The organism is Rhodococcus sp. AC861 (assembly GCF_979256035.1).
Window position 1 is genome coordinate 1 of sequence record NZ_CEEDMW010000092.1, and the last position, 242, is coordinate 242.

Here is a 242-nt window from a genome sequence, read left to right on the forward strand (position 1 = left end):
GGGCGATCTACGGTCGGTGGCTACCGGTGGTCCTGGGGCTCGTCGCGGTCGCCGTCTTCGTCATCCTCGAACGTCGGACGCAGCACCCGCTGGTACCACCGTCGCTGTTCTCGGCGTCGGTGTTCGTCGCGGCGAACGTCGTCACGTTCGCGGCCTACGCGGCGCTCGGCGGCGTGGTCTTCCGTCTACTGCTCCAACTGCAGGTCGCTCTGGGCTACACCGCGCTGGCGGCGGGCGTCGCG

The 242-nt window shown here is 70.2% G+C and carries 1 pseudogene; it reads left to right on the plus strand.

The features are described from left to right. Window positions 1-242, plus strand: a pseudogene (locus AC0IX4_RS23280) (MFS transporter); the annotation flags it as partial.